At 33.4% G+C, this 887-nt stretch carries 1 protein-coding gene; it reads right to left on the bottom strand.

All coding sequences use genetic code 11. From position 1 onward, the window contains the following. Window positions 1–296 precede the first annotated feature (296 nt). Window positions 297–806 carry a nucleoside deaminase gene (locus JCM21738_RS21925; protein WP_023627811.1) on the bottom strand — a complete coding sequence of 170 codons (510 nt, stop codon included), beginning with the start codon at window positions 804–806 and terminating at the stop codon, window positions 297–299. Window positions 807–887: the final 81 nt, after the last annotated feature.

Raw genomic sequence — 887 nt, forward strand, 5'->3', positions numbered from 1 at the left:
CAGAGGTTCTGATTTAGAGTCATCTATCATATCAATCATTTTCTCCTCGCTTCCCTTTTGCTTTTTAATTAGACGATTCGTATTTTTTTAAAGTTCTATTCTGAGACTTTTTCACAAAGAAATTTTGAGTAAACCATTTTACTTTCAACTAAAAAAGCCACCAATTATGGCAGCAATTCAATATTACCTTTATAAAAGAATGTTTAGAAGTGTTTCTTAGGAAGCTTTAGTCAATATGTAAGGGAGTTACAGTAGCCTATTGGTTGGCTTATGCATTCTTTAAATTGAATGACATTTTATTTATTTACAGCTTTTCTTAAATTAACAACGTTATTCGGGTTCATTGCCCATTTTCCCATAAGTTCCATTTGTTTCTTTTTTAAATCCTCATACGGTTCCTCAACTAACTCGACTTCATTAAATCTTCGCTCAAAAGCGTTGGTAGCTTTTATTTTTCTATATCCACCAAAACCTAAATCATCGTTTAATAGCCACACTACTCTTTTAATGTTAGCGAACAATATTCCACCTGTGCACATTGGGCAAGGCTCTAAGGAAGTATAGATTGTAAATTTCTCTCTTTTAACTTTCGCATCTAAGATTATATGACCAGCATTTCTAATAGCATCAATTTCTGCGTGAGCTGTCGCATCTTGATTTGGATGAACTCTGTTTCTCCCCTTAGCAATTAAATTATAATTTTCATCAACAATAATTGCTCCTATTGGATAAGTGTTCTCTTTCAATGCCTGTTCGGCTTCTTTAAGTGCAAGCTCTGAATAATACCTATCTTTATCCCTATTCATAGTTACTCCCCTGACGTTTTTCAGCAATGACTTATAAATTCGCTAAATTAGAACCTTCTCCTTCTTTCACTAAACTGCTTC

The sequence above is a fragment of the Mesobacillus boroniphilus JCM 21738 genome (genome assembly GCF_000517385.1).
Taxonomy (GTDB): Bacteria; Bacillota; Bacilli; order Bacillales; family Cytobacillaceae; genus Mesobacillus; species Mesobacillus boroniphilus.